This window comes from Hyphomicrobium sp. CS1BSMeth3 (genome assembly GCF_900117415.1).
Taxonomy (GTDB): Bacteria; Pseudomonadota; Alphaproteobacteria; order Rhizobiales; family Hyphomicrobiaceae.
This window is the reverse complement of sequence record NZ_FPEI01000006.1, coordinates 543,775-570,596: the sequence shown is the minus strand read 5'-3', so window position 1 is coordinate 570,596 and position 26,822 is coordinate 543,775. Positions and strand designations below refer to the sequence as shown.

At 64.1% G+C, this 26,822-nt stretch carries 26 protein-coding genes, 1 tRNA gene and 1 riboswitch; of the genes, 15 read left to right on the top strand and 12 right to left on the bottom strand.

Going from position 1 to position 26,822, the window contains the following annotated elements; all coding sequences use genetic code 11:
• Positions 1–17: 17 nt before the first annotated feature.
• Positions 18–494 carry a hypothetical protein gene (locus CS1BSM3_RS17715; protein WP_083528688.1) on the top strand — a complete coding sequence of 159 codons (477 nt, stop codon included), beginning with the start codon at positions 18–20 and terminating at the stop codon, positions 492–494.
• On the opposite strand, the gene rnhA is transcribed toward CS1BSM3_RS17715, so the two are convergent.
• From rnhA to ispH, 3 genes are read right to left on the bottom strand one after another with little or no spacing between them, the layout of a single operon-like run.
• Positions 491–958, bottom strand: a complete 468-nt coding sequence (gene rnhA / locus CS1BSM3_RS17710) for a ribonuclease HI (protein WP_072389130.1) — start codon at positions 956–958, stop codon at positions 491–493. The two genes, CS1BSM3_RS17715 and rnhA, sit on opposite strands and share 4 nt — an antisense overlap.
• Complete coding sequence (locus CS1BSM3_RS17705) at positions 958–1,926, bottom strand: homoserine kinase (protein ID WP_072389128.1); 969 nt, start codon at positions 1,924–1,926, stop codon at positions 958–960. The genes rnhA and CS1BSM3_RS17705 overlap by 1 nt, the downstream gene beginning before the upstream one ends.
• A 6-nt stretch (positions 1,927–1,932) precedes the next feature.
• Positions 1,933–2,919 (bottom strand): 4-hydroxy-3-methylbut-2-enyl diphosphate reductase, encoded by a 987-nt coding sequence (ispH, locus tag CS1BSM3_RS17700; RefSeq protein WP_072389126.1) that lies wholly within the window; start codon positions 2,917–2,919, stop codon positions 1,933–1,935.
• Positions 2,920–3,219: 300 nt separating this feature from the next.
• Here ispH and CS1BSM3_RS17695 point away from each other — a divergent pair, with 300 nt between their 5' ends.
• The 9 genes from CS1BSM3_RS17695 to CS1BSM3_RS17655 all read left to right on the top strand — a co-directional run bounded on the left by CS1BSM3_RS17695 (position 3,220) and on the right by CS1BSM3_RS17655 (position 14,180).
• Positions 3,220–3,780, top strand: coding sequence for a hypothetical protein (locus tag CS1BSM3_RS17695; protein WP_244540552.1), 561 nt, complete (start codon positions 3,220–3,222; stop codon positions 3,778–3,780).
• A gap of 72 nt (positions 3,781–3,852) precedes the next feature.
• Positions 3,853–3,960: riboswitch (glycine riboswitch) on the top strand.
• 161 nt (positions 3,961–4,121) lie between these two features.
• Positions 4,122–5,264: a glycine cleavage system aminomethyltransferase GcvT gene (gcvT, locus tag CS1BSM3_RS17690; protein ID WP_072389122.1), complete on the top strand. Its 1,143-nt coding sequence runs from the start codon at positions 4,122–4,124 to the stop codon at positions 5,262–5,264.
• 34 nt (positions 5,265–5,298) lie between these two features.
• Positions 5,299–5,673, top strand: a complete 375-nt coding sequence (gene gcvH / locus CS1BSM3_RS17685) for a glycine cleavage system protein GcvH (RefSeq protein WP_072389120.1) — start codon at positions 5,299–5,301, stop codon at positions 5,671–5,673.
• An 8-nt stretch (positions 5,674–5,681) separates the two neighbouring features.
• Positions 5,682–6,161 carry an OsmC family protein gene (locus CS1BSM3_RS17680; protein ID WP_072389118.1) on the top strand — a complete coding sequence of 160 codons (480 nt, stop codon included), beginning with the start codon at positions 5,682–5,684 and terminating at the stop codon, positions 6,159–6,161.
• 27 nt (positions 6,162–6,188) lie between these two features.
• Positions 6,189–7,532 carry an aminomethyl-transferring glycine dehydrogenase subunit GcvPA gene (gene gcvPA / locus CS1BSM3_RS17675; RefSeq protein ID WP_072389116.1) on the top strand — a complete coding sequence of 448 codons (1,344 nt, stop codon included), beginning with the start codon at positions 6,189–6,191 and terminating at the stop codon, positions 7,530–7,532.
• On the top strand, positions 7,532–9,112 hold the full coding sequence (gcvPB, locus tag CS1BSM3_RS17670) for an aminomethyl-transferring glycine dehydrogenase subunit GcvPB (RefSeq protein WP_072389114.1): 1,581 nt from the start codon (positions 7,532–7,534) through the stop codon (positions 9,110–9,112). Before gcvPA ends, gcvPB begins: the two co-directional genes overlap by 1 nt.
• A 318-nt stretch (positions 9,113–9,430) precedes the next feature.
• Positions 9,431–12,040, top strand: a complete 2,610-nt coding sequence (locus tag CS1BSM3_RS17665; RefSeq protein WP_072389112.1) for a tetratricopeptide repeat protein — start codon at positions 9,431–9,433, stop codon at positions 12,038–12,040.
• 281 nt (positions 12,041–12,321) lie between these two features.
• Positions 12,322–13,245 carry a sulfite exporter TauE/SafE family protein gene (locus tag CS1BSM3_RS17660; protein WP_072389110.1) on the top strand — a complete coding sequence of 308 codons (924 nt, stop codon included), beginning with the start codon at positions 12,322–12,324 and terminating at the stop codon, positions 13,243–13,245.
• Positions 13,245–14,180, top strand: a complete 936-nt coding sequence (locus tag CS1BSM3_RS17655; protein WP_083528687.1) for a TIGR02186 family protein — start codon at positions 13,245–13,247, stop codon at positions 14,178–14,180. The genes CS1BSM3_RS17660 and CS1BSM3_RS17655 overlap by 1 nt, the downstream gene beginning before the upstream one ends.
• Positions 14,181–14,309: 129 nt before the next feature.
• Here CS1BSM3_RS17655 and phaC read toward each other — a convergent pair whose 3' ends face one another.
• Positions 14,310–16,151 carry a PHA/PHB synthase family protein gene (gene phaC, locus CS1BSM3_RS17650; RefSeq protein ID WP_072389108.1) on the bottom strand — a complete coding sequence of 614 codons (1,842 nt, stop codon included), beginning with the start codon at positions 16,149–16,151 and terminating at the stop codon, positions 14,310–14,312.
• A gap of 305 nt (positions 16,152–16,456) precedes the next feature.
• Here phaC and CS1BSM3_RS17645 point away from each other — a divergent pair, with 305 nt between their 5' ends.
• Both CS1BSM3_RS17645 and CS1BSM3_RS17640 read left to right on the top strand, forming a co-directional pair.
• Positions 16,457–17,683, top strand: coding sequence for an LL-diaminopimelate aminotransferase (locus CS1BSM3_RS17645; protein WP_072393956.1), 1,227 nt, complete (start codon positions 16,457–16,459; stop codon positions 17,681–17,683).
• Between the two features lie 138 nt (positions 17,684–17,821).
• Positions 17,822–17,906: transfer RNA gene (locus CS1BSM3_RS17640), tRNA-Tyr, on the top strand.
• Between the two features lie 469 nt (positions 17,907–18,375).
• Here CS1BSM3_RS17640 and CS1BSM3_RS17635 read toward each other — a convergent pair.
• The 3 genes from CS1BSM3_RS17635 to CS1BSM3_RS28065 all read right to left on the bottom strand — a co-directional run bounded on the left by CS1BSM3_RS17635 (position 18,376) and on the right by CS1BSM3_RS28065 (position 20,923).
• On the bottom strand, positions 18,376–19,323 hold the full coding sequence (locus CS1BSM3_RS17635) for a J domain-containing protein (protein ID WP_072389106.1): 948 nt from the start codon (positions 19,321–19,323) through the stop codon (positions 18,376–18,378).
• 39 nt (positions 19,324–19,362) lie between these two features.
• Entirely contained in the window at positions 19,363–20,025 is a 663-nt protein-coding gene (locus CS1BSM3_RS17630) for a hypothetical protein (protein WP_072389104.1), read from the bottom strand.
• Between the two features lie 310 nt (positions 20,026–20,335).
• A complete protein-coding gene (locus tag CS1BSM3_RS28065) occupies positions 20,336–20,923 on the bottom strand; it encodes a hypothetical protein (RefSeq protein ID WP_143149258.1) in 588 nt (195 codons plus the stop codon).
• A gap of 610 nt (positions 20,924–21,533) precedes the next feature.
• On the opposite strand from CS1BSM3_RS28065, the gene CS1BSM3_RS17625 reads away from it, so the two are divergent.
• Positions 21,534–22,400, top strand: coding sequence for a hypothetical protein (locus tag CS1BSM3_RS17625; protein WP_072389102.1), 867 nt, complete (start codon positions 21,534–21,536; stop codon positions 22,398–22,400).
• A 9-nt stretch (positions 22,401–22,409) separates the two neighbouring features.
• Here CS1BSM3_RS17625 and CS1BSM3_RS17620 read toward each other — a convergent pair whose 3' ends face one another.
• The 4 genes from CS1BSM3_RS17620 to CS1BSM3_RS17605 are packed head-to-tail and all read right to left on the bottom strand — an operon-like array spanning position 22,410 to position 24,598.
• The gene (locus CS1BSM3_RS17620) at positions 22,410–22,955 is read right to left on the bottom strand and encodes a hypothetical protein (RefSeq protein ID WP_143149257.1); all 546 of its coding nucleotides are present in this window, start codon (positions 22,953–22,955) and stop codon (positions 22,410–22,412) included.
• A 46-nt stretch (positions 22,956–23,001) separates the two neighbouring features.
• Positions 23,002–23,229, bottom strand: coding sequence for a hypothetical protein (locus CS1BSM3_RS17615; protein WP_072389098.1), 228 nt, complete (start codon positions 23,227–23,229; stop codon positions 23,002–23,004).
• A gap of 2 nt (positions 23,230–23,231) precedes the next feature.
• Positions 23,232–23,492 (bottom strand): hypothetical protein, encoded by a 261-nt coding sequence (locus CS1BSM3_RS17610; protein ID WP_072389096.1) that lies wholly within the window; start codon positions 23,490–23,492, stop codon positions 23,232–23,234.
• Complete coding sequence (locus tag CS1BSM3_RS17605) at positions 23,489–24,598, bottom strand: hypothetical protein (RefSeq protein WP_143149256.1); 1,110 nt, start codon at positions 24,596–24,598, stop codon at positions 23,489–23,491. The genes CS1BSM3_RS17610 and CS1BSM3_RS17605 overlap by 4 nt, the downstream gene beginning before the upstream one ends.
• A gap of 118 nt (positions 24,599–24,716) precedes the next feature.
• Between CS1BSM3_RS17605 and CS1BSM3_RS17600 the strand changes: the two genes are divergently transcribed.
• Positions 24,717–24,968: a helix-turn-helix domain-containing protein gene (locus CS1BSM3_RS17600; RefSeq protein WP_072393953.1), complete on the top strand. Its 252-nt coding sequence runs from the start codon at positions 24,717–24,719 to the stop codon at positions 24,966–24,968.
• Positions 24,969–25,083: 115 nt separating this feature from the next.
• Here CS1BSM3_RS17600 and CS1BSM3_RS17590 read toward each other — a convergent pair whose 3' ends face one another.
• Positions 25,084–26,115: a fibronectin type III domain-containing protein gene (locus CS1BSM3_RS17590; RefSeq protein WP_072389092.1), complete on the bottom strand. Its 1,032-nt coding sequence runs from the start codon at positions 26,113–26,115 to the stop codon at positions 25,084–25,086.
• Positions 26,116–26,381: 266 nt separating this feature from the next.
• On the opposite strand from CS1BSM3_RS17590, the gene CS1BSM3_RS17585 reads away from it, so the two are divergent.
• Positions 26,382–26,807, top strand: a complete 426-nt coding sequence (locus CS1BSM3_RS17585; RefSeq protein WP_072389091.1) for a hypothetical protein — start codon at positions 26,382–26,384, stop codon at positions 26,805–26,807.
• The last annotated feature ends 15 nt before the right edge of the window (positions 26,808–26,822 follow it).

The window sequence follows — 26,822 nt, the reverse complement described above, 5'->3', positions numbered from 1 at the left end:
ACCGAGGAGATTGCCTGGTGCAGGATCAAATTGACTGGTCGAGCCTGCTGGGAGGGGATCGCCAACCGTTTGATCCGCGCCCCGCACTCGACGCGTGGAGGCGTGGCGGAGGCGTGACAGCATCAAAAGAGCTTTGGGAGAGGCTTCTTCATCAAGGAAACGTCGACACAGCGGCCTACGCAGCGGTTCCTGAGCTTATCCAAATAGTTGAGAATGCACCGACAGCCGACTGGAATGCCTATGCGCTAGTCGCCTCGATCGAAGAGGCACGCCTATCCACCCAAAACCCGCCTTTGCCGCTCTCGTGGATTGGGCCATATCGGGCCGCTTGGAAGACAATTCTCACACCGGCATTGCGCGATCTCGCATCTGCCGAGGACGACGTCGCTGTGCGCAGCATCATGGCTGCGATAGCCCATGCCAAAGGACAGCGCTTGCTGGCGCAGTTTGCGATGCTCACGCAAGACGAACAGCGTGAGCTACTGCGCGACTAAGCACCACCCCCACTCTCCCTCAGCGCCTTGATGGCCTCTCGGGCAAGCTCATCGGCGCGTTCGTTTTCGGGATGGCCGGCGTGGCCCTTGAGCCAGTGCCACTCGATGGTATGGCGCTTCACGGCTTCTTCGAGGCGCTGCCACAGCTCGACGTTCTTCACCGGCTTCTTGTCGGCCGTCTTCCAACCATTGCGGCGCCAACCGTGGATCCACTTCGTGATGCCGTCGCGGAGATAGTTGGAGTCGGTCCACAGATCGACGCGCGAGGAGCCCTTCAGTGCCTCCAGCGCTGCGATCGCGGCCATCAGCTCCATGCGGTTGTTGGTCGACTGCGCCTCACTGCCGGAAAGCTCCTTGCGATGCTCCCCGGACTCGAGGATCGCACCCCAACCGCCCGGCCCCGGATTGCCCGAGCAGGCGCCATCCGTATGGATGATCACATGCGGCTTCGCCCTGCCTGCCATCAGCGCTTCTCGAGCCCGTACTCGCCGGCCGAGGCCACCGACTGGTGGAAGCGCAGGCGCCGCACGTATTCGAGCGGGTCCTTGCGCTTGACCAGCGCACCTTCCGGCGTGTTGATCCAGTCATAGGCGCGCGTCAGCAGGAAGCGCAGCGCCGAGCCGCGCGCGAGCAGCGGCAGGGATGCGCGCTCGGCCGGCTCGAGCGGCCGTACCGCATCATAGGCGCGCAGCATCGCCATGCCCTTCGTCAGGTTGAACGAGTTGTCGGCCTCGAAGCACCAGGCATTGAGGCAGACGGCCAAGTCATAGGCGAGCGCGTCATTGCAGGCGAAGTAGAAGTCGATCAGGCCCGACAGGCGGTCGCCGATGAAGAAGACATTGTCGGGGAAGAGATCGGCGTGGATCACGCCTTGTGGGACGTCGCGTGGCCAGCTCGCTTCGAGATGCGCGAGCTCGCCCTCGATGAGCGCGCCGAGGCCGGCGAAGATCTCATCCGCCCGCGCGCGGAAACGCTCATAGAGCGGGCGCCAGCCGGCGAGACCCAGCGCATTCTCCCGGCGAATCTCAAAGCCGCGTCCGGCAAGATGCAGCTCGGCGAGCGCCTTGCCGACGGCTGCGCAGTGGTCGACCCTCGGCCGCCTGATCCACACGCCATCGAGGAATGTCACGAGCGCCGCCGGCCGCCCGGCCAGCTCCTGCAGCATGACGCCATGGCGATCGCGCACCGGCGTCGGGCAGCTCAATCCGTTCTGCGCCAGATGCTCCATGAGCCCCAGGAAGAAGGGCAGATCCTCGCGGTGCACGCGCTTCTCGTAGAGCGTCAGGATGAACGGCCCCTGCTCCGTGCGCACGAGATAGTTCGTATTCTCGACGCCCTCGGCAATGCCCTTGCACGACAGTAGCGTCCCGAGCGGATAGCTTTCGAGAAAGCGCACGAGGTCGTCGTCGGAAACTTCCGTGTAGACGGCCATAGTGCCTTACCCCTGCACGCGGCGGCTCGCGCGCGGCTGCGCGTCGTCTCTCAGCTCACGCGGTACATTGAAGGCAATATTCTCGTTCGCCGTGACGACGCTTTCGACGGTCACGTCGTAGCGCGCGCGGAAGGCATCGATGATCTCGTCGACGAGCACCTGCGGCGCCGAAGCCCCCGCCGTCACGCCGAGTGTGGTGATTCCTTCGAAATCCGCCCAGTTGATCTCGTGCGCGCGCTGGATGAGGAGCGCCTTGGGGCAGCCCGCCCGCTCGGCCACCTCGACGAGGCGCAGCGAGTTCGAGCTGTTGGGCGCGCCGACAACGATCACGCGGTCCGAGCGCGGTGCGATGCTTTTGACCGCCGCCTGCCGGTTCGTCGTCGCGTAGCAGATGTCCTCCTTGTGCGGACCGACGATCGCCGGAAAGCGCTCCTTGAGGATGGCGACGATCTCGGCGGTGTCGTCGACCGAGAGGGTCGTCTGCGTAATGAAGGCGAGGCGCTCGGGATTGCCGGGAAGCACCGTGCGCGCATCATCGGAGGTTTCGATAAGGCGGACGGCCCCCTCGGGGAGCTGCCCCATGGTGCCGATCACCTCGGGGTGGCCGGCATGGCCGATCAGGAGGATCTCGTTGCCTGCGGCATGGTGGCGCTCTGCCTCGACATGGACCTTCGAAACGAGCGGGCAGGTCGCATCAAGGTAAAAGAGTTTACGCTGGCGGGCGGCCGCAGGGACGGCCTTCGGTACGCCATGCGCCGAAAATATCACAGGCGCGTCCGTATCTGGAATTTCGTCGAGCTCCTCCACAAATATGGCGCCTTTCCGACGGAGGTTCTCGACCACGAATTGGTTGTGAACGATCTCGTGGCGCACGTAGACCGGGGCGCCGAATCGAGCGAGCGCTAGCTCCACGATTTGGATGGCTCGGTCCACGCCGGCACAAAAACCGCGCGGGGCGGCGAGCAGAATGGTCAGCGGCGGGCGAGCGGGCATGGGGATGTCGAACCGACGTTGGAGCAAGCCGCAAGAGATGCGAGAAGAGCGTTCCGCCAATCCTGCATCTTGGCTCTGCAGCTTGGCACGGGTTTGAGCGAGGTGCTACAGTTGCCGAATAAAATCAAGAGCAATGGGGTGCGTTCCCGTACGGCCGGGACGCGAGCATCAATGATGGCAGGGGGGCCCGCCTACATGCCGAGCAGAGACCGCGCGCCCCTGCGGCGGCATTCGCCGCGCCGAGTCGGCATATGCCTGTTCGGGGCTTCGGCTCTTGCCCTGCTGCTTTCCGGCTGCGGCATGTCCACGCTGACGTCCGGTATGGGCGGCGGCATGTTCGGCGGCACGGGCTCGACAGGCTCGCCTGGGCGCATCACGGAAGAAAGCATGCTCTCCTCCGCCAAGGCGGACGGGGCCGGTGGTGGCGGCGCCGGTGTCGCCCATGGCTGCCCACGTTTCCAGATCGCATCGCGCGACCATCACGTGACCATCTACGAGCCCGGACGCGCCGGCGACAGCCTCGGCGTCATGCATCGCGGCGAGATCACGCGCACGGCCCGCGAGTGCAGCATCGAGGGCACGCGCGTAACCGTGAAGTACGGCTTCTCGGGACGCATTCTGCTGGGCCCGCGCGGCCGCCCCGGTGTGATCGCGCTGCCGGTCCAGGTATCCGTGCGCGACCCGAAGCGCGCGGCCATCGGCGGCGACCGCACGAGCGTGGAGGCGAGCGTCACGCTCGACAATCCGATTGCGTACTTCTCGCAGGTACGCACGGTCACGTTCGACATTCCCGAAGGATCGCGCCCGGGCGAGATCGACGTCTTCGTCGGTTTCGAGCAGACGGCGCCGGGCGCCGGCTGAGATCTTATCCCCGCACCCTATGACAGCCGCCGATTGACAGGTGCGGCAGGCTGCCTATTCTCGCACCGCCAGTCGACATCTGCGGAAGAGACCGGCACGCAGGCCCTTGCGGGCTTGCGCGCAGGCGCCGAAGGAGCAACCGCCCCGGAACCTCTCAGGCAAAAGGACCGCAGATTGATGGCGCTCTGGAAAGCAGCCGGTGGCAAGGCCGGCTCACCGAAGGGGTAAGGTCGCTCGCCTGAAAGGGCAGGTGACCGGAATCTCTCAGGTTCCGTGACAGAGGGGGCTCCGGCACGCGCGAATGGTCGCGCGGGCTCAGAGCCGCGTGGAACCTCGTTACGATGAGCGCCGATCCGACTGCCAGCGCGCCGCTCCGGCGAACTCCCCTCTATGATCTGCACGTCGCCGCGGGCGCCAAGATGGTGCCGTTCGCGGGCTACGACATGCCCGTGCAGTATCCGCTCGGCGTGCTCAAGGAGCACCTCTGGACGCGCGAGAAGGCCGGGCTCTTCGACGTGAGCCACATGGGCATCTGCTGGCTGCACGGGCCGGACCATGCAACGACGGCTGGCGCACTCGAGGCCCTCGTCCCGGCCGACATCCTCAATCTCAAGCCCGGCCAGCAGCGCTATTCGCAGCTCCTCGCGGCTGACGGGGGCATTCTCGACGATCTCATGATCACGCGCCCGGAAGGCAACCAGAGCGACGGCACGCTGCTGCTCGTCGTCAACGCCGGCTGCAAGGACGCCGACTACGCCCATATCGCGAAACATCTCCCAGCAGGCGTCCGCCTCGACGTGGACGACGCCCACGCGCTGATCGCCCTGCAGGGCCCGCGTGCTGTGGCCGTGCTCTCCAAGCTCATTCCGGACATCGAGAGCATGAGCTTCATGAGCGGCCGCTTCGCGACGCTCGACGGCCAGCCTGTGCATCTCACGCGCTCGGGCTACACGGGCGAGGACGGCTACGAGATCGCCGTGCCGAACGCGCATGTCGCCAAGGTCTGGAACCTGCTGACTGCAACGCCCGACGTGGAAGCCATCGGCCTCGGCGCGCGCGATTCGCTCCGTCTCGAGGCGGGCCTCTGCCTCTATGGCCATGACATCGACAAGACGACCTCGCCCATCGAGGCGCGCCTGCAGTGGTCCATCCAGAAGCGCCGCCGCGATGAAGGCGGCTTCCCCGGTGCCGATCGCATCAAGGCCGAGCTGGCGAACGGACCCAAGCGCCGCCGCGTCGGCGTCAAGCCCGAGGGGCGTGCGCCCGCGCGCGAGGGCACCGAGATCCAGGACATGAGCGGCAAGCCCATTGGCACGATCACCTCCGGCGGCTTCGGCCCCTCGGTGAACGGCCCGGTTGCCATGGGCTACGTCGAAAGCGCGCACGCCGAGCTCGGCACGAAGATCCAGCTCATGGTGCGCGGCAAGCCGCTTCCCGCAACCATCGCGAACATGCCCTTCACGCCGCACCGCTACGTGCGCTGACCCGTCAACAGACATCCACAATCAGGAGCGCTTCATGGCCATCGAGAAGTTCAGCAAGGACCACGAGTGGATCCGCGTTGAAGGAGATATCGCGACCATCGGCATCACCGTGCACGCGCAGGACCAGCTCGGCGACGTCGTGTTCGTCGAGGTCCCCGAGGTCGGACGCAAGGTCTCGGCCGAGGAAGCCGTCGCCGTCGTCGAGAGCGTGAAGGCGGCAAGCGACGTCTATTCGCCGGTCACGGGCGAAGTGATCGAGGCCAACGGCGATCTTGCCGCGACGCCGGGCCTCGTCAACGAGGATGCCGAGGGCAAGGCGTGGTTCTTCAAGGTCCGTCTCGCGAAGCCCGCCGAGCTCGATGCGCTCATGGACCGCGCCGCCTACGACGATTTTGCCAAGAACGGCTGAGGCCCACCATGTCGCACACCTATCAGGCGACCATCCACTGGCAGCGCCCTGTCGGCGCTGTCTTCACGGACAACAAGTACAGCCGCGCGCACGAGTGGCGCTTCGATGAGGGCATCGTCGTGCCGGCATCGCCTGCGCCGGCCTCCGTCAAGCCGCCCATGTCGCGCGCGGATGCGGTCGATCCCGAGGAGGCGCTCGTCGCCGCCTGCTCGTCCTGCCACATGTTGTTCTTTCTCGCGTTCGCGGGGCGGCAGGGCTTCGTCGTCGACAGCTATACCGACAATGCCCTCGGCGTGATGACGCCGAACGAGGCTGGCAAGCTCTACATCTCGGCGATCACGCTCGATCCGAAGATCGTCTGGTCCGGCGACAAGCAGCCAACCGACGCCGATATCGCCGCGCTCCACACGCGCGCGCACGCCGAGTGCTACATCGCCAACTCCATCCGCGCGACGGTCACGATCGCCGGGATGGCCGATCATCACTGAGAGCTTCCTCCAACGAAGAGTCCGACCATGCGCTATCTTCCTCTCGATGATGCCGACCGGGCGGACATGCTCGCGAAGATCGGCGTCAAGGCGATCGACGACCTGTTCGCCGATGTGCCGAACGCCAAACTGCTGAAGTCGCTGCCGCCTCTCGCGAAGACCCAGAGCGAGATCGCCGTCGAACGCGAGATCGGCCGCCTCTCCGCACGCAATGTATCGGCGGGCTCGGTGCCCTTCTTCGTCGGTGCCGGCGCCTACCGCCATCATGTGCCGGCGAGCGTCGATCATCTCATCCAGCGCTCGGAGTTCCTGACGAGCTACACGCCCTATCAGCCCGAGATCACGCAGGGCACGCTGCAGTATCTCTTCGAGTTCCAGTCGCAGGTGGCGCTGCTGACGGGCATGGATGTGGCCAATGCCTCCATGTACGACGGCTCGACGGCGTGCGGCGAAGCCGTGCTCATGGCGCATCGCATCACGCGGCGGAAGAAAGCCGTGCTCTCGGGCGGGCTCCATCCGCACTATCGCGCAGTGACGGAGACGCTCGCGAAGTGGGGCGATACGGCCGTCGCTGAGCTGCCACCTGATCCCCAGGGCAAGGAGGATGCAGCCGCCGCCATCGACGGCGAGACGAGCTGCGTCGTCGTGCAGTATCCAAGCGTCTACGGCAGCATCCGCGATCTGAAGCCGATTGCCGACGCCGCGCACGCCAAAGGCGCGCTGCTCGTCGTCGTCGTCACGGAGGTCGTGGCACTTGGCGCGCTGAAGTCACCCGGCGACATGGGCGCCGACATCGTCGTGTGCGAGGGCCAGTCCATCGGCAATGGCCTGAACTTCGGCGGACCGTATGTCGGGCTCTTTGCAACACGCGAGAAGTTCGTGCGCCAGATGCCAGGCCGCCTCGCGGGCGAGACCGTCGATGCCGAGGGCAAGCGCGGTTATGTGCTGACGCTCTCGACGCGCGAGCAGCACATTCGCCGCGAGAAGGCGACGAGCAACATCTGCACGAACTCGGGCCTCTGCGCGCTCGCCTTCACCATTCACATGACACTGCTGGGTGAAGCGGGGCTCAGAAAGCTCGCGGCACTCAACCACGCCAATGCCTGCGATCTCGCCGAGCGCCTCGGCAAGGTGAAGGGCGTGAGCGTGCTCAACGACACGTTCTTCAACGAGTTCACGGTTCGGCTGCCGGGCAAGGCTGCCGACGTAATCGAGAAGCTCGCCGAGCGCCACATTCTCGGCGGCGTACCGGTCTCGCGCCTCGAGCCGGATCACCCGGAGCTTGCCGATCTGATCCTCGTCGCATCCACCGAGATCAACACCGATGATGACCGCGCGGCCTTTGCCGCGGCGCTGAAGGAGGTCCTGTGATGGCCATGAACACACAAGGCCGGCCGACCGCGCCGGGCACTGCCACTATCGCCGAGATCCAGACATTCACGGGCAATCGCGGCCTCGATCATGAAGAGCCGCTGATCTTCGAGATCGGCGACACGGGCCGCACCGGCGTCGATCTGCCGGCAGCGCCAAAAGCCAAATCACGTCTCGGCGGGCTCGAGCGCTCGGCGGAGATCGGCCTGCCCGGCCTCACCGAGCCAGAGACCATGCGCCACTACGTGCGCCTCTCGCGCAAGAACTACGCGATCGACAGCGGGTTGTATCCGCTCGGCTCGTGCACGATGAAGCACAACCCGCGCCTCAACGAGAAAATGGCCCGGCTTCCCGGCATCGGCGACATCCATCCTTTGCAGCCGCAGAGCACCGTGCAGGGCGCCATCCAGCTCATGGAGACGCTGGCGCGCTATCTCATGGAGCTGACGGGGATGCCGGCTGTCGCGCTCTCGCCCAAGGCGGGCGCGCACGGCGAGCTGTGCGGGATGCTCGCCATCAAGGCGGCGCATGAGGCGAAGGGCTCGAAGCGCGATGTCGTGCTCGTGCCCGACAGCGCCCACGGCACGAACCCCGCGACGGCAGCCTTCATGGGCTATCGCGTGAAATCCATTCCGGCCATGGCGGATGGCACCGTCTCGGCGGAAGCCGTCAAGGCCGCCCTCGGGCCGGATGTCGCCGCGATCATGCTGACCAACCCCAATACGTGCGGGCTCTTCGAGCGCGAGATCGTCGAGATCGCCAAGGTGGTGCACGAGGCCGGCGCCTACTTCTACTGCGACGGCGCCAACTTCAACGCGATCGTCGGCAAGGTGCGGCCCGGCGATCTCGGCGTCGATGCCATGCACATCAACCTGCACAAGACCTTCTCGACACCCCACGGCGGCGGCGGCCCCGGCGCCGGCCCGGTCGTGCTCTCGGCAGCGCTCGCGCCCTACGCGCCCCTTCCCTTCATCCGCAAGGACGGCGACAAGCTCACGCTCGTCGAGGATGCGAGCGAGGCGGGTGATGCCGCGCCCTTCGGCCGCCTGACGGCCTTCCACGGCCAGATGGGCATGTACGTGCGCGCGTTGACCTACATGCTTTCGCATGGCTCGGACGGCATGCGGCAGGCCTCGGAGGATGCGGTGCTTTCCGCGAACTACATCCGCGCGAGTCTCAAGGACGTCATGAGCCAGCCCTTCGGCGGCCCGACCGGCGACCGGCCCTGCATGCACGAGGTCCTCTTCGACGATACCTGGCTCAAGGATACGGGCGTCACCACGCTCGACTTCGCCAAGGCGATGATCGACGAGGGCTACCACCCCATGACCATGTACTTCCCGCTGGTCGTGCATGGCGCCATGCTGATCGAGCCGACGGAATCGGAATCGAAGCAGAGCCTCGATCAGTTCATCGGTACGCTGCGCTTCCTCGCCAACGAGGCCAGGCACGGCAACGACAAGAGCCGCTTCAAGGAGGCCCCGATGCTCAGCCCCCGCCGCCGCCTCGACGAGACCAAGGCGGCCCGCGAGCCGCGTCTGAGGTGGCGCCCGGCCGCGGCCAAAGCCGCAGCGGAATAGATCTCCCCAGGATTGCGGGGAGAGAGACTCGTCTCGCGCAAGGTTCACCGCTTAGATTGATGTTCGGTCGTGCTCCGCTCTGCCCGGCGGGGTGCGGCCGTTCTTCTTTCCGCGTGAGCTTAACCAAAAGTTTACGGTGCCTTGCGAGCGTCGTTATTGCTGCTCCATGGATTCGTCCCGCGTCGGGGCTCGAAAGTGCATCACTGCCGACGCTCGTGAAGCCGGACAAATTGCTGTCCGGCTTCGTCCCCAATCCCACTGTGGGAGATCGCGCGACAGGAAGGTGCTGTTGACGCCCACGCGGCTAGGGGATTGGAAATGGCAGGCCACGATGAGATCGCAAAGTCCGGCGCACACGACAGCGCTGCCGACGGACCTGCGGCCGACCTCAAGTCCCTCCTGGACAACCTCGCCCAAGAGATCGTGGGCGCGAGCGCGCGCCACACCGAGACCCTGCACGACATGCATGGGCGTGCCGCGGCGCTCGGCGACCGCGCGAGCGCCGCAAAGCCCGCTCTTCCGCACGAATATGGCGCTGCGATCGACCGCATCGAAGCGGCGATGTCCTCCTTTGCCGAGCGCCTGAGCGACGCCGAGCCCGTTCGTTACCGCGCAACGCGTCCCGTTGACGAGACGGACGGCGCGCTCCCCGAGACCGTGCGCTCCGAGGTCCGCCGCGCCATCATGAGCGCACACCGCGGCGAGGACGATGCCTCTCCAGCCTCGCGCGGCCCGCTCGATGACTTCGGCGGACCGGAGTTCGCCGCGACGCCGTCAGCCCAGCCGCGTTATGACTTCGGCGAATCCGGCGAGCAGGTTCTGACGCCGCCGCCGGCCGCGCACGCAAAGCCCGCAGAGACGCCCGCAGCGCCAGCCGCGGGCACCATCGAGCCCTCGTGGCTCGAAGCACGCTTCGCCAATATCGCCGAGCGCGTCGAGCAGTCGCTCGCCGCCCACGACCCGCACAACGCCCTCTTGAGCATCGGCGCGCGCTTCGACCAGCTCGAGCAGCGCTTCGATCGCGCGCTCGATGCGATCACCAGCCGGCCCGGTTCCGATCCCGAGGCCCTGAAGACCGTCGAACGCCAGATCACCGATCTCTTCGCGCAACTCGATCGCGCCACGGGCCAGCTCGGTCGCCTCGATGCGATCGAGACCCGGCTCAATGATCTCCGCGAAAGCCTCTCGGACGAGCAGGTGACGCGCCTCGTCAGCGCGCTCGCGCCGACAGAGGAGAAGCTGACGGCGATCGCGGCATCGGCCGCCGAGCGCGTTGCGGCCTCGATCCGCAGTGAAATGCCAGCCTCGCCGACAATCGAGGGCATGGTCAGCGATCCGCGCCTCGTCGAGCTGACCGGGATGCTCGATGCCTTCATCGGCGAACAGCGCCAGGGCGACGCGCTGACGGCCGAAGCCCTCGATACGATGCAGCAGGCCATGCAGCATCTGATCGATCGCGTCGAAGCCATCGAGGCCGCTCAGATCACCAATCACGAAGCCCTCATGCAGGCGAGCGTGGCCCATCCAGCCGAGCCGCAAGAGCCCCAGGTCTTCGCCGTGCGGACGCCGGAAACTGCGCGCGCCGCCATCCCCGAGGCGACGGAGCGGCCGGTACAGGCCGCTGTCGACAGGCCGACTGTTCGCCCGCTGGCTGTCGAGCTCGATCCACCGCTGCCGGCTGCGGCAAGCGTCCGCGCCGAGCCCCAGGGCGTTCCCCCGGCGAAGCCGCCCATGAGCGGCGATCTCGATCGTCAGGCGCTGATCGCCATGGCGCGGCGCGCGGCCGAGAAGGTCTCGAACGAGGCGCCCCCCACGCCCCGCGCGCCTGCCGCGCGGACCGTGTCGCGTTCCGGCATCCTGATCGCAACGAGCTTCGCCGTATTCCTGCTGGCCGGCTTCTGGCTCGTCGCGGGGTCGAGCCTGCGCGGGCTCGTGCCGAGCTTCGGCCTCGGCGCCATGCGCGGCGCCGATCCAGCTCCCGTAAGCCCACCGGCACAGGCCACCGTGGAAAAGCAGCAGGGCAGCCTTTCGGGGGCCACCAGCACCGGCCCGTCCATCGAGCGCGGTGACGCCGCCAATGCGGACGATACCGGCACCGGTGGGCAAGTTCAGCCCGCGAGCCTCACCACCCGCGTCGACCAGCAGCCCGCGCACGTCCCGCCGCCGATGCCCTCGACGGCCGATCTGCTCGCGGCCGTCGGGCAGGGCGCGGGCGCACCTGATCCGCAGGCGGCCCCGAGCGCGCCTCAAGGCCCCACCATGTCCCGGTCTGTAGAGATGCCGCCGGCCATGATCGGCCCGCTCTCGCTGCGCCATGCCGCCTCCAAGGGCGATCCGCGCGCCCAGTTCGAGGTGGCGGCCCGCTTTGCCGAAGGGAAGGGCGTGCCGCAGGACTTCGCCCAGGCCGCAACCTGGTACCAGCGCGCTGCCACGCAAGGCTTCGCGACCGCGCAGTACCGGCTCGCCACGCTCTACGAGCGCGGCCTCGGCGTGGCCACTGATCCGGCCCGTGCCCGCGTCTGGTACGGCCGCGCCGCCGAGCAGGGCAATCTCCGTGCGATGCACAATCTTGCCGTACTGAGCGCCGGCCGTCCCGGCGCCAAGCCCGACTATGCCTCAGCCGTCCAATGGTTCACGGAGGCTGCGAGCCGCGGCCTCGCCGACAGCCAGTACAATCTCGGCATTCTCTACGAGAGCGGCCTTGGTGTTCCCACCAACAACCTCGAGGCCTACAAGTGGTACTCGCTTGCTGCGCGCAGCGGCGACAAGGATGCGACGCGCCGTCGCGATGTGGTCCGCGCCAAGCTCGACGGCGCCAGCATGCGCGCGGCCGATGCCCTCGTCATCCAGTGGCGCGCCAAGGCCGTCGAGCCGGAGGCCAACGACGCGCGGGTGGCCGGCCAGGCATGGCAGCCCGTACGCCAGTAGAGGCGGGCGCGCGCCGCTGGAAAAGACTGGTGCATCAGGGCTGCAGGAAGCCGCGGCGCGCATAGCGCTCCGCCATCCCTCACCACCGTTGAAAAACGGAACAATTGCTCTCAACAACGCATTGACGCGCCGGGCATAGTGAGGGCTTATAGCAGCCGGTATTCGTCCCGAGAACGCGCCCGGTCGCCACGAAGCTCAGGCTCCCACCTGGGCGACGATGTTGTCTTTGGCGTGCCCCTCGCCCAGCCCTGCTGCCCCCCGCTCGGATCCGGCGCCGCCTGATGAACATCTATCTGCCGATCGCCGAGATGTCCGCCAACCTCTTCCTGTTCATCGGGATGGGCGCGTCGGTCGGCTTTCTGTCGGGCATGTTCGGGGTTGGCGGCGGTTTCCTGATGACGCCGCTCCTGATCTTCACCGGCGTGCCCTCGGCGGTCGCCGTCGGAACGGAGGCGGCGCAGATCGTCGCCTCGTCGGTCTCGGGCGCGCTCGCGCAGTGGCGGCGGCGGAACATCGACTTCAAGATGGGCACCATCCTGCTGGCGGGCGGCATCGTCGGCTCGGTGTTTGGCGTCGAGGCCGTGAAGGCGCTGCGCCGTGTCGGCCAGTTCGATCTCTTCGTCATCCTCAGCTACGTGACCATGCTCGGCGTCATCGGCACGCTCATGATGATCGAGAGCATCAACGCGATCCGCCAGGCGCAGTCCGGCATCGTGGTGGCAAGCCGCCAGCGCGGGCAGCACAACTGGGTGCACCGCCTGCCGCTCAAGATGCGCTTCCACCGCTCGAAGCTCTATATCAGCGCGATCCCGCCGCTCACCCTCGGCGTGTTCGTCGGCTTTCTCGCGGCCATCATGGGCGTCGGCGGCGGCTTCATCATGGTCCCGGCCATGATCTACCTGCTCAAGGTGCCGACCAACGTCGTCGTCGGCACGTCACTCTTCCAGATTACGTTCGTCACCGCCGCAACGACCATCCTGCACGCGACCCAGAACCAGACCGTGGATGCGACCCTGGCCCTGCTGCTGATCGTCGGCGGCGTGATCGGCGCACAATTCGGCGCGATCGCCGGCCAACGGCTCAAGGGCGAGCAGTTGCGCTTCCTCCTCGCCGGCATCGTGCTGCTGGTCGCACTTCGGCTCGCGTGGAGCCTCGTGGTGCACCCGGGTGAGCTCTTCTCGCTTACGGCGCTCGGGAGGCCGTGATGGGGAGCGCACGGCGCCGGCATCGCCGCACCATCGCATCCATCGCCATTGGCGTGCTGACGGCGTGCGTGCTCGCCGGGGCGGCCATTGCGCAGCGGCCCGCCCCCTCACAGCCCCCGTCCGTGCCGACACAGCCGGCGCCGCCGGCACAGGTTCCGCCGCCCGCCCCCGCGCCGGCTCAGGAAACCCGCCCGCCGGAGGCGCCGCCACTGCCGCGCGAGTCCGTGCACGCCGATGTCTCGACCCGGCGCATCGCGGTGACGTCTACGTTTTCCGGCACGGGCATCATCGTGTTCGGCGCCGTCGACAACAGCCGCCAGGTGAGCGCGGAGTCCGGCCTCTACGACGTCGTGATCGTGATCTCGGGAGCGCCCTCGCGCCTCGTCGCACGCAAGAAGAGCAATGTCGGTGGCCTCTGGATCAACACCTCGTCGGTGACCTTCACGAGCGTGCCGAGCTACTACGCCATCAGCTCGACGCGCCCGCTCGACGAGGTCGCCTCCGACGACGTGCTGAAGTCGAGCGGCATCGGCTTCGATTTCGTGCCCATGACGTTCCACCGCTCGGCGCGCAATCTCACGGCGCCCGAGATCAAGGAATGGCGTGATGCCGTCGTGCGCCTCAAACAGCACGAGCGCCTCTATCAGCAGGACGAGTACGGCGTCGCCTTCGTCGGGCGCAGCCTCTTCCGCTCGGCCTTCGACATGCCGGCGACGGTCACCGTCGGCGCGTTCGAGACACGCGTCTATCTCTTCCGGGATGGCGAGCTCTTGAGCACCTACACGACGAAGCTCGATCTCGAGCGCGAGGGGCTTGAGCACTTCGTCCACCGCTTTGCCTTCGATCACCCGTTCTTCTACGGCGTGTTCACTGTGCTCATTGCCGTCGGCGCCGGGATGCTCGCCTCGTACGTCTTCAACCGCAACAAGGCGTGATCGCTTTTCCCTCTCCCCGCGTGCGGGGAGAGGGCTAGGGTGAGGGGCTACGGCATACGCCGACGACAGCGTATGCGGCCGCCCCTCATCCCGATCTTCTCCCCGCACGCGGGGAGAGGGAGAAGTGGATCAGGATTTAGCGCGCACGTAGGAGCCGGGGGCATCCTCGATCACGCCGAGCGTGGCGCCGGGCTCGCGTGCGGCGATCGTCCCGCCCGAGCGCTTCTTGAGCCAGCTCATCCAGTGCGGCCACCAGGAGCCCGGCGTCTCCTTCGCACCCTCGAGCCATTCCTCGAGTTTGTCCACGCGGTCGGGGTTCGTCCAGAACTGGTACTTGGGCGGCCTGCCCTCGAGCGGAGGATTGATCACGCCCGCGATGTGGCCCGAACCGGCCATCACGTAGTCGACGGGCCCGCCGAACAGCCGCGAGCTGATGAAGACCGACTTCGCCGGCGCAATGTGATCCTCGCGCGCGGCAAGCTCGTAGACCGGCAGCTTGACCTTGCTCATGTCGAGCGTGATGCCGCCGATCTTCAGCTCGCCCTTGGAGAGCTTGTTGTCCTTGTAGAACTCGCGCAGATAGAAGCTGTGATTGGCGGGCGGCATCCGCGTCGAGTCCTGGTTCCAGTACAGGAGATCGAACGGGAAGGGCGTCTTGCCGAGCATGTAGTTGTTGACGATGTACGGCCAGATGAGGTCGCGCGGACGCAGCAGATTGAAGACCGTCGCCATGCGCGAGCCGTCGAGGTAGCCCCGCTCGGCCATCATTTCCTCGAGCGCCTTGAGCTGCGCATCGTCGATGAAGAGCAGGAGGTCACCGGCCTTGGTGAAGTCCGCCTGGGCGGCGAAGAACGTCGCCGAGTTGTAGTTGTCGCGTCCCGTCGCGGCGTCATAGGCGAGCGTCGTCGCGAGCAGCGTGCCGCCGACGCAGTAGCCGACGATATTGATCTTCTCGACGCCGGTCTCGCGCTGCACGGCATCGGTCGCGGCGTGGATGCCCTCGCGCATGTAGTCCTCGAAGGTCTTGTGCGAGAGACGCTTGTCGGGATTGACCCACGACACGACGAAGACGGTGAAGCCCTGCGAGACGATGTAGCGGATGAACGACTTCTGCTCGGTGAGATCGAGGATGTAGAACTTGTTGATCCACGGCGGCACGATCAGCAGCGGCACCTCGCGCACCTTGGGCGTCGAGGGCGCGTACTGGATGAGCTGGAAGATGTCGTTCTGGAAAACGATCTTGCCCGGCGTCACAGCCAAGTTGCGGCCGACCTCGAAAGCATTCGTGTCCGTCTGGCTGATCTTGAGGAGATCGCCCGAGGACTCGAGATCCGTGATCAGGTTGATGACGCCGCGCACGAGGTTCTCGCCGTTCGACTTGAACGTCTCGCGCAGGACTTCCGGGTTTGTCAGCGGGAAGTTCGACGGCGAGAGCGCGCTCGCGACCTGACGGAAGTAGTACTCCGCGCGCTGGCGCGTGCGCTCGTCGAAGCCATCCGTATCGTCGATGATCTTCTCGGCCCAGTGCGAAGTCACGAGATAGGCCTGCTTCCAGAAATCGAAATAGGGATTGCTGGTCCACTCCGCGTCCCGGAAACGGGCATCGCCCGCCTCGGGCTTGGCGACGTCCTCGACCTCCTCGCCCATCATGCGGCGCATGGTCGTGTTCCACACGTCCACGTAGCCGCGCAGGAGATCGCTTTGCGATTCGGCGGCCCGGACAGGGTCGCTCCACCATTGCCGGACGATCTCGCCGACGATGTGCGTCGCCTCGTTGATGTCGCTCGGCGGGCTCAGGGCGCCGTTGGTCTTTTCCGAACGCTCGATCAGCGCCGCCCAGGCCTTGCCGCCCTCCTCGACGAGGCGCACCATGTTGCGCGCGAAGGCTTCCGGATCGTTGACCATGTATTGGGTCCAGTCCACTCGGGTTGCAGGGGACTTTGCTGGCACTTCCGGGGATTTCTTGGGCATGCGGGCATTCCAGGCGGGGCACGCCACCGGTCGAAGCCACCTCGCACTAGGCGTGATTCCCCCCGGGGCCGCGCGAGACCAATCAGCGCACGTAGGGCCAAGTCTTAACGGGGGCCTCCGGCCCTGGCAATCGAGGGACGCGCCCATGCTTACGATATAGTGCGCACGCCGCCTTTCCGCCTCACTCTGGCGGGAATCCGCGCGATAGAGTAGATCGTGCCGACCGGCCCATCCCCGCCCGCGATCGATCGGGGCGGGCAGCCGGCCACAAGTAAGCCCCTTGACCAAATCGAGGTTCCGCCGTGATCGAGGATTTCCATCGCATCAAGCGCCTCCCGCCCTATGTCTTTGCGGAAGTGAACCGGCTCAAGGCACAGGCTCGAGCTCGTGGCGCCGACATCATCGATCTCGGCATGGGCAATCCCGACCTACCGACGCCCAAGCACATTAACGACAAGCTCATCGAGACGGTGGCCAAGCCGCGGACGAACCGCTATTCGGCCTCGAAGGGCATCAACGGCCTGCTGAAGGCCCAGGCCAGCTATTACGGCCGCCGCTTCGGCGTGAAGCTCAACCCGAACACGCAGGTCGTCGCCACGCTCGGCTCGAAGGAAGGCTTCGCCAACATGGCCCAGGCGATCACCGCGCCGGGCGACGTGGTGATCGTGCCGAACCCGAGCTACCCGATCCACGCCTTCGGCTTCCTCATGGCGGGCGGCGTCATTCGCTCGGTCCCGGCCGAGCCGACGCCGGCCTTCTTCCCGGCCCTCGAGCGGGCCGTGAAGCACTCGATCCCGAAGCCGATCGCGCTCGTGGTGTGCTATCCGGCGAACCCGACGGCGCATATCGCGAGCCTCGATTTCTACCGCGAGCTCGTCCAGTTCGCGAAGCAGAACGAGCTCATCCTGCTTTCGGATCTCGCCTATGCCGAGGTCTATTTCGACGACAACAATCCCCCGCCCTCGCTCCTCCAGGTGCCGGGCGCGATGGACGTCGCCGTCGAGTTCACCTCGATGTCCAAGACCTTCTCCATGGCCGGCTGGCGCATGGGCTTTGCGGTCGGCAACGAGCGCCTGCTCGCCGCGCTCGCGCGCGTGAAAAGCTACCTCGACTATGGCGCCTACACGCCGATCCAGGTTGCAGCAGCAGCGGCACTGAATGGCCCCGACGACTGCATCCACGAGATGCGCTCGATCTACAAGCGCCGCAGGGATGTACTGGTCGAGAGCTTCTCCAATGCAGGCTGGGACTTCTCCCCGCCCGAAGCCTCGATGTTCGCCTGGGTGCCGATCCCGGAGGCCTTCCGGGAGGTTGGGAGCCTCGAGTTCTCCAAGCTGCTGGTCGAGAAGGCGGAAGTCGCCGTCGCGCCTGGCATCGGCTTCGGCGAGCACGGCGAGGGCTATGTCCGCATTGCCATCGTCGAGAACGAGCACCGCATCCGCCAGGCGGCGCGGAATATCAAGCGCTTCCTCTCCCAGGGTGCGACATCCATGCACAATGTCGTGCCACTCCGCGACAAGGCGGCCGGCTGAATACCAAGGGCGCGCCCTCAGATGCCTGATAGGCATTGACAGGGCGCGCTGAGGCCCCGATAAGGCGGGCTTCCAGCACCGGACGAGACCGGGAGGCTCGAGCCTCCTTCAGCGGTTTGGCTGCCCGTTGCTGTGCGTGGAGAGGTGCCCGAGTGGCTAAAGGGGACGGACTGTAAATCCGTTGGCTTCGCCTACGTTGGTTCGAATCCAACCCTCTCCACCAAATCTCGATGAAAAGTCGTGTAATTACAGCTAATTAAGAGCCAGCGCCTTCGTACTACCCCAGTATATGCCCCAGTAATAGCATGGATAGGAGCGCACTGGAATGGACGCACGTGGCCCGTTATGGACTCCGCAAGCGCGCCACGAGGGCTTGTCAGAACTCGCTCGGCGAGACAGGTGAGGCCTACCGCCGAGAGCGCTTACTAGCACTCCCACCTCAATGAGCCTCTCCCTTTTTATGGCGTCGCAAAAACCGCTGCTCCCCCCTTTTTATGGAGTCCCAAAACTCATTCCCCTCCCATCCTATGTTTTGAGGCGGGAACGCGGGGACGGCGGGAATTCACAGTAATATCAATGTATTATTTGTTCCCATTCGTTCCCACGTGGGAACGCGGTTGAGGGGGAGCAGATTGCAACCGTCTCTACTCACGGTGCCCGTAACCCCGCAGAGCAACTTGCCCCGATGACGCTCACCTAGCCAGACCAGCCAGCTCGTCCCGCGCCGCGTTGACCCTCTTGAGAGCCGCCTCCTTCATTGAGCGGACGCCCGCCCCCGATGCGGACCATCTATCAGGGTGCAGCTCGCGCGCGAGGCGCAGCCACGCCTTCCGCAATTCTTGCTTGGTAAAACCTGGATTGAGCCCGAGCAACTCGAGTGCGCTTGCCCCGTCAGGTGGCAGTTCGGGCCCCTCATGCTGTGGAGCCGCCTCAACCCCTCGGCCGGCCTTGAGTATCGCCTCCAACCGATCGCCGTAGAACTCCGACCATTGACGTGCGGTGATGCGGAAAGCCTCAATGGAAGGCGGCAGAGCAAATGCCACTGCGAACCCGATCACCAGGGGCCAAAGAAAAGGCGACTCCCAGTGGATGCGTAAGGTCTCACGGAGCGGCTGGACGTGATAGTGCGTCTGAGAGTTCAGGTGTGTCGTGCCAATGAGGTACACCAGAGCGATCCCGACGTTCGTCAGGATCACCGACGACATTAGCGCCAGCCGGTATGGATAGCTCGCGCCGTACCTCCAGCGCCGCTCTAGCCTCCGTATCAGACAGAGGCCCTCGCGCGCTTGGCACTCGCGCTCTTGCGTGAGATTCGTCGTCGAAAGCACAAAGACCGCCCGTATGCGGTCGAGCAACTTATCTTGCCGATGTTTGTGCCTTGCGGCGGCGTAGACTGGCCATAGGACCGTTCCGGCCAATGCAGCGATCGGGACGAGGTGACTAGGGAGCTGATCCCAGTCCGCTAGCCAGGGTGCCAACATCACTGAGAGCGCCGCAAGGAGCGCGGCAATAATCAAGAAGCCGCCATACTCTCCCCAATTGTATCCCGGCGTCCGCTCCTGAATCCGCTCGGTGATCGTTCGCCAGACGCTTGCGCCGCCAAAAAGCACAATGACAATGGCAGCAACGAGCGTCCGCATGACGCTGCCCCCTCAATCCAGAACATCAATTGGGAGAGGCTAGCAGCCGCGCTCCGCTCGGCGCAATGCCAGCCGCCTTATCCTTTCGAGGCTGCGGCTCATTGAGGAAGAGGCAAACGCAGCAGCAAGGCCGGCGCGCATCTGACGATCCCTGGCCTCGAGTTCGCGATAGCGCTTCCACCGCATTCGCTTCGGTTTTGCGGGGAAGGGCTCTTTGATGTGGCTACCAAGGCGCTTGCGCAGCTTCCGATGCCGGCGGAGATGACGAGAGAGTCCATCCTCGCGCTCCGACTCATAGCGAAGGTCCAGGCACTGACGGCAGGCGAAGCCGTCCTTGCTGAAGTAGAGAACGCGTCGGGCTGTCTGGCAGCGCGGACACGAGAACCATTGGCGCCGGCCGCCGAAGCGCGTGGCGGTGTACGTAAGGGCAATGCGATGGGAGTTTCCCGCGACCTCAAGCACTGCCGCCCAAGGCTGGAGATAAGCTGCGATCCGCAATCCGCTGCTGTATGTCCAGGCCCGCTTGGTTCGATCGTCATATGCCCCGGTGCCGCTCAGCCAAGCGAGATCTACACTGTCGTGCGCCTCGCATCGAGACTTCATCGCGTTCGGCCCCAAATCATCTGGGATGTCCGCAATCTCTCCCCTTGTCACCCATTGCGATCTCAATCTGCGGGCGCTCCCCAGCGCCTCGGCCGGCATGGTGGTGGCTGATGCTTGCGGCTGTCTTTCTGGTCGCGCTCGCGGTCGGAGCTTATGCGGCTTCGTGGCTTCTGGACCGGGCGAGTTCGTGACGCTGCCTTCTGACACTCGCGCTCGACCGATCGAGCAAGATACTCGCGAGCTCGCCTCTCCTTTGCAGCTCGAGTCATGGCGGGCCAGCTCACGCTTAGTCCTGACGGACACTCGGTTCTGCGCTTCTCCCTCGGCGTGCCGAGATTGTCGCAATAATCCTCGCCACTTTGGTTTAAGAGGCTCCCCTCACAAGGCTGACGCACGACAGCGAAAACGCCTACGTCGGAGGCAAGGCAGATGGCAAGGCCTTTGCGAACACATCCATTGCTCGCCATGCTGCGGCGATAAACAGGCCCAGCGAAACACTCGCCACGAACGGCGTTACCCAAAACGTTAGACCGGCAAGAACCTTCTTCAGCGTTGTTGGTGTTGGCTCGCGGCCATCTCGGAGGTCTTTCATTGCAAACGCACAAGCGTTAGCGATCACGGAATAATTGACCCACGCAAGGCCACCTGCGGTCAGGGTCGCGGCCACCCCATAAATGAGCAGGGGACCGCAAGATTTATAGAGAGCTTCCTTCACGCTTCCAGCCTGCGAAATAGCAAGAAGCGACCCCGCGTGGACTGTCAGCAACGATGCGAGAAGCCATCTTCCATAAGAATACTGCCGTTCAAGAACAGCAAGGAGCATCTCCTTCGACGTCTGGTAGCGTGTTTCGAGCGGAATGATTTGTCGGCTTTCGGGCGTAGTAGATGTAGCGCTTTTATCTACCGCCTCGCCGGTGTGCGCCCCATCGCCGCCACCCGCTACAGCGGCAAGCTTGCAAGGAGGTAGGCGCGAGTGCGTCGCCTGATCTTTCTCCATTTCGATTTGCTACCTCCGTGAGGTTGCCGCTGACGCTCGGAAGCTACCCGGAGGGACAAGCGGCAGGCAGGGGGCAGCAACTCTTTGCGGTGGATAGTTGAGCGCCGCTCGACAACCGCGCACGGGCCAATTGTGTTGTTTCTACATCGTTGCAATTGCTTGGGTAATGCTGAAGTCGGCAGCGGCGCATCCCCCCTGAACCGCGCCGGGCGGTGTGCCTGGAGATCAGCGACCACGAGCAGATCAAGTTTTGAGGCCGATCTGGCACAGCCTCACCACTCCTCGCGTGCTCGATTTTCGGATGCCCCAGTACCATCTGATCGCCGCGACACTCCGGGAATCAGCCTATTCTTCACACGTGGCGGGGTTCGACTCCCCCTCGCTGACCGAGCTCCGGATGAGAAACAGGGTTCGAAGCCCTACTGCCCGTCATCTACGGGCTGATCATAGAGCACGCTGGTGGTGCTGGTCTGGCAGGTTGTGGGTGACGAGAAATCGAAACCCTCGCCATTCTCAGTCGGAGCGGGAGTAGCGTGGCCGCATCCGCTCAGCGCATATCATCACCATCCGCACCAGTAGATCTTCGAGCCCCTCTTGCCCCGAGCGAAGAATGCGAAAGATGCTGAAAATTGCTCCCTATCACCGTTCCGAGGAGGATGCCCGGGAGTACGTGAGGAAACTGGCTACACAATTTGGCGTGACCAATTTCGGCACTAAGGTCGCCACCGGTAAGGTCGCTACACTGGACACATCGTCTGGAATCCTGCGTGTCGATCTCCGCAACGAAATTCAATTGGCCCGTGAAACCGGTGTGCCGCGAAACCTGCAAAGCCTCTTCGACAACTCTGATCCGCTGATGCCGCCCGGATTTTCTTTGGGCATATCGAGCAAGCATCTGAAGGCAACGATGACGATCGGTTCGCTTACACAATCGATCGATGCGTATGGGATACTTGAACCACCAGTTGACGTGCTCGCCTCCGACATTCTTCATTTCCGCAAGGAAGCGGTCGACGCCAGTGGCACGGATAGCCTTGTTGCCGTTGCGCGAGCATACAGAACCTATCTGCAGGTCTCCATATCACTGCTTGATGCTTTCCTGGGTCACGCAACTTTCGTGATGGCAGAGCGGAAACCGAATCTTCTAGAGAACAAGCATTTTGAACAGATCCGCAACGTAGGGTCGCTAGAGAAGCGGATTGAAGCTTGGTTCGGATTGTGTGGGAAGTCATTGCCCGACTTCGGCAAATCCAAGCGTTGGTCCGATTTTCAAGCCTTACGTCGGGAAAGGAATAGATACGTCCATCCGCGAGAACCGCTGTACTCGTTGAGCATGAAGGAAGCCGTTCAAATCCTGAACGCTTGCCGCGAGGGCGTAGGGGGACTGTTGGAACTCTTGCGTCGTGCCGCAGGATTGGACGAGAGATTGGGTTTCATCCAGAAAATTAAGACCGCGCCGCCGATTGAGATGGTCTGAGCATTATCGCTATGTCAACGCCGCGATCCGTTGGCGCATGTACCGCGCCATTTCCTCGAACCGCGCTTTGTCCTCAGGAGTCTTGGCGTCCTCTGCGTGAAGATCACACATAGTCAGCATCCACTCCAGCTCGCTCGCAAGCTCAGCTTTCGCGAGCTTCCTGACGCCGCTTTGCAAGATCCGAGCCAGCCGCAAGCGCTGGGTCTCAGAGAGTTGGACGCCTGCCGCTGACACGAGATCCGCCATGGCTTCGAAGCGATTGAGAGGCTCTGGCGGCTTTGCTGCTCGGGTGGCCTCAAGCTCGCGCATAAGCCTGGTGAAGATGTCGTCGAACTCCCGGCTCAGAACGTCGCCCCGGCGGTCCGATAACTCTGGCGCCACACCCAAGAAGGTAAGCCACGCGGCGGCCACGCTCATCTCGTCGCGGATATCGCGCAACCGGTCTGGCGTGACGCCCATTGCCGCAGCCATAGGCCCGCAGTTCTTGATGAAGGATGTCTTCAGCGTCACGTACTGCATCTCGGCATCGTCGGCGGAAGCTTCGAGCTCCGCCACCTTGCTCTCGAGCGCTGCAAGCCGCTCTTCCATGGGCCCCTCCATGTCAGGGGCCCAGCGCTGGACCGTATAGCTCCTGCCTCAAGGCCTGCAGCTGATCCCGGATCATCTCATGCGCGACAATCACATGATTGGCAGCTTGAGGATTGTCACGGCGATGGTCGTCAAAGTGCATGGCCGAGCCAATCAGAAGTTCGATACGCTCGATGGTATCAACAGCGCGCTCAACTCTCTCCTTGAGCGAAAACGACGCTGGGCGACGAACACGCGGCATGATCAGCCCCTTCTGGACAGAGCAACGGCTAGGGTCTTGGCGTCTTCCGAGCAGAGACCGAAGACGCGTTCCAGGCCGGCTTGATCGAAGGTTCCACCGTTTGCCAGCGCGAAGGCCAAAAACCGCAAATGCCAGCCGGGCGCAACAAAGCCCCTCTCGATCCAGCGTTGGACCTCAGGCGGCCTGGTCATGCAGTAGTCCGCGACCCAGCCGATGCCACCGATGCAGTCGATGAGATCCGACAACGTGTTGATCGCTCTCATGATGCCATGCCCTCCTCGTAGAGCAGGGCGAAGTTATTCGGCGAATTGCCGCCACGTTGATATACGACTGGCGCTGGGAGCATCCCTGCATACGAGAGCGCGCGCTCTGCTGCCATCGCTGCGCACGCATAGTTTGGCGTGCCGTTCTGATACTCGTGCCAAACGATAAGACACTTGAGCGCAAGATCGCCGATGGTCTGCGGACTGGAGGCGACGATCTCCCGGATGATTTCCCGGTGTCGCCTGAGGTTGCCGTCGCGCAGAGCTTCCCAGATGCGATACAGGCGCTCATGCTCTTCGGCGTGTTCCTCTTCACTGTACATGTCCTCGTCCATGCGATCGCGCTCACAGAGCTCGCTCCAGAGCTTGGCCATGCCTGCGCTGAGCTTTGAGCTATCGATAAGCGAGAGATGGTTGATGCGAGTCCTCCGACGCAGCAGCTCGGTTTCGTCCTCCTCCAAATCGTCATCGACGTGCAGTTGCTCGACTGCGTCGCTTACTTCGTCGAGATCCGGAGACGTCGGTGAGAGTCTAGGGACTGGCTCGTTCCGGTGCTGGCCAGCATCCCGGCCATCGAGGTCAATGGGCCGATCTGCGCACTTCCCGTCAGCTTGATCGCGAAACCCCCTTCCTGAGAACATCCGCAAAATCGTGTCGGCAAGAAGCACCGGCATGTCGTCGTCCATCTGACCATAGAAATGCTGGTGCTCGGCAAGCTTGGCGAGGACGACAAGATCACCAATCGATCTGATGGGTGCCAGCTTGATCTGGTCCTCAAGATCGCTTCGCTCGACGCAGTTCGCTTCGCTGATCTCCTCCAACTGGCCCTGGCGATTTTCGTCGGCTGTCGACATCTCAGCCTCATACAAGGCATCGTGAGCGTTCGCTCGACCGACAGCATCGTTGAGCCTGGAGACCACGGCGACAAGCGAGGTAGGGCCGATTGAACAGCCCGCTGCCGGCACCACCGATCGATGGAAGAGTTTGACTTCGTCGCATATGCGCACCCGCAGTTCAGCGACGGAGCTGGGAAAGGTTTCTCCGTGCGACTCAGCTGATTTGCGGGAGGAGGAAAGGCTGTGGTTCTGGCTGCACGTTGTCTGCATGGTACGCTCCACTAAACTATCTAAATTAGACAACATCATCCATACAGGACGACTTTCCTATGAGCAAGCATTTTAGATAGATCTATCGTTTTGAGACGCCTTGTGCTATCTCACGGCCATGATCACTCCAGCTCAATGCCGCGCAGCGCGCGGACTTCTCGCATGGTCGCAGCAGCAGCTCGCCGATATCGCAAGAATTGGCATCGTGACCGTGCGCACGTTTGAACGCGGCGAGACCGAGCCGCGCTATGTGACGCTTGAGGCGATTAAGCGAGCGCTCGAAGGGGCCGGCGTCATCTTCGTCGAAGAAAACGGCGACGGCGCGGGCGTCCGCCTGCGGAAGAAGAAGCCGAAAGCCTCCAGCAAGTAGGCTTCCCTAGGCCCGTTTCGCTTCAACCTTTCGAAGTCAGGCGTCGGTCTGTCCGTTGGCGTGCGGGGCCTACGTGTCGGCACTGGGCCGCGAGGCCATGATGGCCAGGCAATCGTCAGGCCATCTCAGCGGCAATCCATGCCTCTACCGCGTTGCGATCACCGCTCGACATGTCAGCGTACTTGCTGAAGTAGCCGAAGTAATGCGCCGTGCCCGTGCCGGCAAATCCGGGCGCATAGCCAAAAAGCGCGACGATCGATGAATTCCACGACCTGCCACTCCCGTCTTCAAGCGCCCCAATGTCTGCGCCGTTGAGCCAGACAACAGGCGATGCACCTGGGCCGGACAGACTCGACATCACGCCTCCGGCCGAGAGGTCCGGGCAGGTACGCGAATAGTGGCGGCTATCCCCTGCGTCGCACTCCACATTGCCTGCCCATGCATTCAGGTCGCTGGCCGACGGCCCTCCGGCATCGCAGGTCGCAGCCCAGTAGCCTGACGCGTTTACGAGTCCGAGAACGGACGTGCGCGCGCCGACCGAGTTGGCCAGCGACAGACCGTACACGGGACCTTCGCTGCCACTGTCGCCTTTTTCCAGATAGTACTTCCCGCCGCCAGTCTGTCTCAGGATCATGCGACGACTATCGTCCTCGGCCATAGCCCAGCCGCCGAGCGTGCCGAGATTCTGGATGCTGCCGACAGGATCACCGACGCCACACGGTGTCGTCGCCGACGGTCCCGTGCGCTCCTGTTTCAGCGTTCCGAGATCGGAGATCTGGAAGAACAGTTCAGGACTGAGATCGAGCGGATGGAAAGACCCGCCTGCTGCTGGCGTCACCTGCTTCGTGTCGCTCGCTGCGCCAGCACCCACGCTGTTCACCGCGCGAAGCTCTACGTCGTACTCCTGATCGTTCGTCAGACCGGTGATGGAAAAACCGCCCGTACCGCCAGAGCTGACCCACGAACCTGCATCCAGCCGATACTCGATGTCCGTGATGGATGCCCCGCCATTGCTGGGCAGTGAGTTGATCGTGACGGCAGCTTCCTCGTCACCCGGTGCTATGGACCAGTCACCAACATCGAAGGCGTCCGGAGCCGTAGCAGAGCTGCTGGCCGAAGGAACGAACGGCACGCCGATGAAGCTCATGAGATCATCCTCCGCGAATACGAGATCCTTGCCATCTATTTTCGGGGATCAGCCTAGCCGCGCCACGCGCATTCTATCCGAGCAATGCGCCGTACTTCGACGGAAAAATGGCCGTCTAGGTGAATAACTCACCCGCAGATCAGCATCACGACCGACAAGTTCTCGCGCCAACATGTCGGATGATCTCACTAGCGCGAAAGCGCCCTCTGGCGGAGTGTCACTGATCGACAAGTTACCGCGGGCGCAAACCAGGAGGCTGGGCACACATGACTGATCAGTTTGAGCCGATCTATACGCTGAAGCAGGCAGTGGAGAAGTTCTTCCCTGGAAGCTTCGTGACGGTGACAAGCCTGCGCACGGAGATCCGGAAAGGTCACCTGATTCCGAGACGCATTGCCGGGAAATTCTGCGTCACTGAGAGCGACATGAGGGAGATGATGGAGCGATGCCTGGAGCCCGCTCCTATCAAGCCGGCAAATCGACTACCAGGCAGCTCCCAGAGGACAAGTCCGCTCTCTGATCCCGCTGCTGCGCAGGCTGCGTTAAAGGCCACCTTGCAGAGACTGGGCGAGAAACGCCGCACCGAGAGGCAGGAGGAGAAGCGCAGGCAATCCGAGGAAACTCAGCGGCTGACCAAGTTAATCACTCCACCGCCAACGAGGCCACGGAAAGGACCTAAGCCAAGCAAGTGAGCGCCACGTTAGACG